The sequence below is a fragment of the Eggerthella sp. genome (genome assembly GCF_048329335.1).
GTDB classification, from domain to species: Bacteria; Actinomycetota; Coriobacteriia; order Coriobacteriales; family Eggerthellaceae; genus Eggerthella; species Eggerthella lenta.
This window is the reverse complement of record NZ_DBFEGU010000054.1, coordinates 1-3,741: the sequence shown is the minus strand read 5'-3', so window position 1 is coordinate 3,741 and position 3,741 is coordinate 1. Positions and strand designations below refer to the sequence as shown.

General features: G+C 63.4%; 5 protein-coding genes and 1 pseudogene. 3 read left to right on the top strand and 3 right to left on the bottom strand.

Annotation, left to right across the window (positions count from 1 at the left end; genetic code table 11):
• Nucleotides 1-349 precede the first annotated feature (349 nt).
• Together ACMO6A_RS01895 and ACMO6A_RS01890 are read right to left on the bottom strand one after the other, a co-directional pair.
• Entirely contained in the window at nt 350-1,069 is a 720-nt protein-coding gene (locus tag ACMO6A_RS01895; protein ID WP_114554763.1) for a hypothetical protein, read from the bottom strand.
• 10 nt (nt 1,070-1,079) lie between these two features.
• Nucleotides 1,080-2,405, bottom strand: coding sequence for a hypothetical protein (locus tag ACMO6A_RS01890; RefSeq protein WP_418470699.1), 1,326 nt, complete (start codon nt 2,403-2,405; stop codon nt 1,080-1,082).
• 149 nt (nt 2,406-2,554) lie between these two features.
• On the opposite strand from ACMO6A_RS01890, the gene ACMO6A_RS01885 reads away from it, so the two are divergent.
• The 3 genes from ACMO6A_RS01885 to ACMO6A_RS01875 are packed head-to-tail and all read left to right on the top strand — an operon-like array spanning nt 2,555 to nt 3,392.
• Nucleotides 2,555-2,836, top strand: coding sequence for a hypothetical protein (locus tag ACMO6A_RS01885; protein WP_418470698.1), 282 nt, complete (start codon nt 2,555-2,557; stop codon nt 2,834-2,836).
• Nucleotides 2,830-3,006, top strand: a complete 177-nt coding sequence (locus tag ACMO6A_RS01880) for a hypothetical protein (protein ID WP_418470697.1) — start codon at nt 2,830-2,832, stop codon at nt 3,004-3,006. Before ACMO6A_RS01885 ends, ACMO6A_RS01880 begins: the two co-directional genes overlap by 7 nt.
• Entirely contained in the window at nt 2,994-3,392 is a 399-nt protein-coding gene (locus ACMO6A_RS01875; protein ID WP_418470696.1) for a sugar transferase, read from the top strand. Before ACMO6A_RS01880 ends, ACMO6A_RS01875 begins: the two co-directional genes overlap by 13 nt.
• 130 nt (nt 3,393-3,522) lie before the next feature.
• Here ACMO6A_RS01875 and ACMO6A_RS01870 read toward each other — a convergent pair.
• Nucleotides 3,523-3,741: pseudogene (locus ACMO6A_RS01870) on the bottom strand (hypothetical protein); the annotation flags it as partial.

Sequence of the window (3,741 nt, the reverse complement as noted above, 5' to 3'; positions counted from 1 at the left end):
TCGAGGATGCCGTCCGCGGTGAGCCTCTTGATGGTCGAGCGGAGCGTATCGCCGGACTCACCGAAAAGGGCCCCCAGCTCGCGGCTGCGGAAAAGGATCCGGCCCTCCAGGTCGCACCCATGCAGAATCTTGATTCCCTCGACGGTTTTCACAGAAACCCTCCTGTCTCCCTACCGACAACTATACCCATGTGGTCTAAATATAAACCATTCACCCCGAAAATACCATTCCATAAAACCCAGCACGATAGCGCCCGCCGGAAACCGGCGGGCGCTGCGCATCACATCGCCACGACCCCGAAAGCGAAAGAAGGCGCCCTCGGAAACCGAGGGCGCCTTACCGACCGCACCTATTGTACCGCACGCCGATTACGCTGAATACCGTGCTCGCGGTAATCGGTACCCGGAGCGCTATTCCCCGCGGCGACCTTTGCTGCGGCAGCTATCGCCGCAGGGCTCTTGCCGCCTTTGACCTTCGCCGGCTTGAAGAACTCCGGCGCAGGTTTCGGCTCGTCGCCATGGTAGAAATGGAGCCCGTTTACGGGCGATCCGTAGCGAACGGCCTGGCTGATCGCGGTGGGCGATACATGCAGAGGGCGGGCCGCGGCCGGGTTGCCCATGAAGGTCTCGCCGGTTTCCAGGCAGACGATGGGGCGGGTCTTCGAATGACGCTCCCTGAAGAACTCGGGCGCGGGTTTCGGCTCGTCGCCGTAATAGAAGTGCAGCCCGCCGCGCTCGACGCCCGTGCTGGCCGATGTGCGCACGCCTCCGGGCGTGATGCCGAACGCGCGGCCCGCCTGGAATGCCGATTCGAACGTCTCCCCGGTATCGAGGCACACCACGGGGCGCGGCGCCCTGTTGGGCGGGATGAAGAACTCCGGTGCCGGCTTCGGCTCGTCGGCATAGTAGAAGTGCAGCCCTTGGGTGCAGGTGCCGCGCTGGATGGAGCGGAAGATGTTGCGCGAGTCGGCGAAACCGAGCTCCTTGGCCGCCCGGTAGGCGGAGTCGTAGGTCACCCCGGACTCCAGGCACGTGATGGGCCTCTTGCGTTTGGCATCACGATTGTCCATGGCGGCACCCCTACTGCCTAATTCCGGCGCCGCGCGCACGGTCGCCGGCGGTCGAGCTGGCCGCGACTGAGGCGCGGTGACCCAGTTCGACGGGATCGGGCTTCACCGCGACGACGGCCTTGGGTTTCTTCTCGGAATACTCGATGCGCCCTCCGAAGGGATTGGAGAATCCGAAACAGTCCTGGGGGGTGTACAGGTCGATGCGGTCGGACTTCCACTCGCCGCGCACGGGTTCCATCATCGTGTACGCGATGTCGTGCGGGTCGATCTCGAAATCGCAGTCGAGCACGGTCCCCATGGTGCCGCCGCACCCGCCGACGGGGTCGTAGATACCGAAGATGGGTTCATACGTTCCGGGCTTGACCGTGAACGTGCCGGCGTTTTCGCCCTCGCCGCGGCAGATCATCGACAGGCTGGCATCCAGGAACGCGTCGAGCGGCAGCGTCGCGAGGACCGCGAGCCCGACAGGGCGATTCTGCGGCATATTGAAGATATCCTCGCGGAAGCTGCGCTCGAAAGGCGTAACGGGGTCGTTGACGACCTTCTCGATGGTCGTGCCCTGCGAGGCGCACAGCTTGTCGAAGATGCTCTCGGGGATGTCCGCGGGACGCGTGAAGGGCCTGTAATCCTCGGCGGGCTCGTACTCCCACCTGTCATCCTCGCCCTGGCCGCCCCTATGGCAGACGCAGGGGAGGTAATCTTCCTGCCAGTCGCGCGCCGCGTCGATGACGTCGCCCTCGGAATACAGGCCGTTGACGGACAGTATGAGCGAGGTCTTGAAGGAGAGCCCGCTGAAATCGATGTCGTAGGAGAACCCGAACTTATCGGCCAGGTCGTCGAGGAGGCTATCGCCGTCGACGTAGAGCTCGCGCCCGAGGCGCCCCGAGCCGAGCCGCGATTCGATTGCCTGGGCGAACTCATCGGCGATATTCTTGCAATCCGCAAGTCTCGCCTCATCGAGCCCGTCGTTGAACCTGTCCGTGAGCACGCAGGTGACGGCATGCGACAGGTCGCCAGCGGTCAGACCCTTGTGCGTCTTGATCTTATCCGGGTCGATGAGGCCATCGGCCCACGCAAGCGAGGTGTCCGCGAGCAGTTCGCCGCAGATGCGCGCGGCATAGCCGTACTCCCCGTATTCGGGCCAGTAGTCGAGGTGGATATCCCCTCCGTTCCGGATGGCCTTCAAGATTTCCTGCCGGTTGAAACGGTTGCCGACGACATCCGCGAGCATGGCGGCGGCCTCATCGACCCCGAGCAGTTTCACGACGTCATCATAGCTGTCGATCTCGAGGTCATCGGTAAGGGTCGCGCTGTCGTTAGAGTTGAAATCGGCCATGTCGGCACCTCCAAAAAAACGGTTGTCCCCATCGATGCTACCCGCCGCGAACTCGCACGGAAACGCCCCTTCCCGAACGGGAAGGGGCGCCCCTCCACCACCGCGCCGAGGATATCCTTTTGCAAAAGACCCGTCAGTTCGGAGAGGACATGACCGTAGAGCGAAAGTTCGATGCGAAGTCGATGCTGGGGATGCTGAGGAGATACGAGGCCACGGTCGGCGACCTTTTCGCCGTCGTGCCTCCCCTGATGTCCCGGGACAGCATGAAGGCCGCCGACATCGACGGGGTGACCCTTAGGCGCATCTCAGTGAAAGACCTGACGGAAGGCATCCTGATGCCGGAGGACAAGGTGGAGGGGGTCGAGCTCATCCGGGTCGATGCGGCCGAGCTGACCGTTACCGCCTGCGTGCGGGCGATATCCTCATGTTGAGGACGCTGCCCAGGCACAAGTACGCGGACTACATGGTGGTGAACGTGGAGTATGCGGAGCAGCACCTTGCCTCGTTCCACAACATGATAACCATACGCCCGCGGGCCGTGGATATGGCCGAAGGGGAGCGCATAGCGTATTCCGAGATGATGGTGACATGGCGCTTATAGGTCCAAGGCCTGAACGCCCGGCTTTTTGCGCCGAGTTCGAGAAGCGCATTCACGGCTGGAACTATCGCACTCTAGTGAAGCCAGGGCTCAGCGGCCTCGCGCAGGTGAAGGGCGGCTATGACCTTTTGCCGAAGGAGAAAGTTGCGCTCGACTTGTGGCGCGTGGGGTATCCCCAGCCTGCGCATCGCGCGCGTCACCGATCGGCCGCACTCCTCGATCATATCGACGGCCCTGCGCTTCTGCTCGTCCGTGTAGCTCGGCATTCGCGAACTCCTAACCGGACCGATTCGGTCCAACTATTTGTCCGCACTCCCATTTGTCTCGAATGCAACGACGCGATGTCCAGCTATGGCTCAGCCTTCGCAACCTGCTGGACTGCTCAGTAGTGCGCAGTAACTACTTGGTAGATACCCAGTAGCTGCGGTGTGGCGCAGGTAGTCGGCGATGAAAGGCGCGGGGCGCGCCTTGCCGCCCGTCCTAGATGACGCCGCACGGTAGCGCTATCGGGCAGCTGCGCTACCGCAGGTAGACGCTCTTGAGCACCTCGACGACCTGCTGCGCCCCGACGCCCTTGATCTTGAGCGCCTTGGGGTCGACGGGGTCCGACTCGTAGGCCTCCAGGAAGCGCCGCATGTCGGCGCGGACCCCCTCGCTCATGGCGGGGCGCTCGCCGCCCGCGAGCAGCGTGGCGAGGCGGCAGACGTCGTTTCGGTGCTTCTCCACGCTCTTCTCGTC

Coding starts and splice junctions, on each gene's coding strand:
- ACMO6A_RS01895 (WP_114554763.1), bottom strand. CDS start 1,069: ATGGACAATCGTGATGCCAAACGCAAGAGGCCCATCACGTGCCTGGAG.
- ACMO6A_RS01890 (WP_418470699.1), bottom strand. CDS start 2,405: ATGGCCGATTTCAACTCTAACGACAGCGCGACCCTTACCGATGACCTC.
- ACMO6A_RS01885 (WP_418470698.1), top strand. CDS start 2,555: ATGACCGTAGAGCGAAAGTTCGATGCGAAGTCGATGCTGGGGATGCTG.
- ACMO6A_RS01880 (WP_418470697.1), top strand. CDS start 2,830: ATGTTGAGGACGCTGCCCAGGCACAAGTACGCGGACTACATGGTGGTG.
- ACMO6A_RS01875 (WP_418470696.1), top strand. CDS start 2,994: ATGGCGCTTATAGGTCCAAGGCCTGAACGCCCGGCTTTTTGCGCCGAG.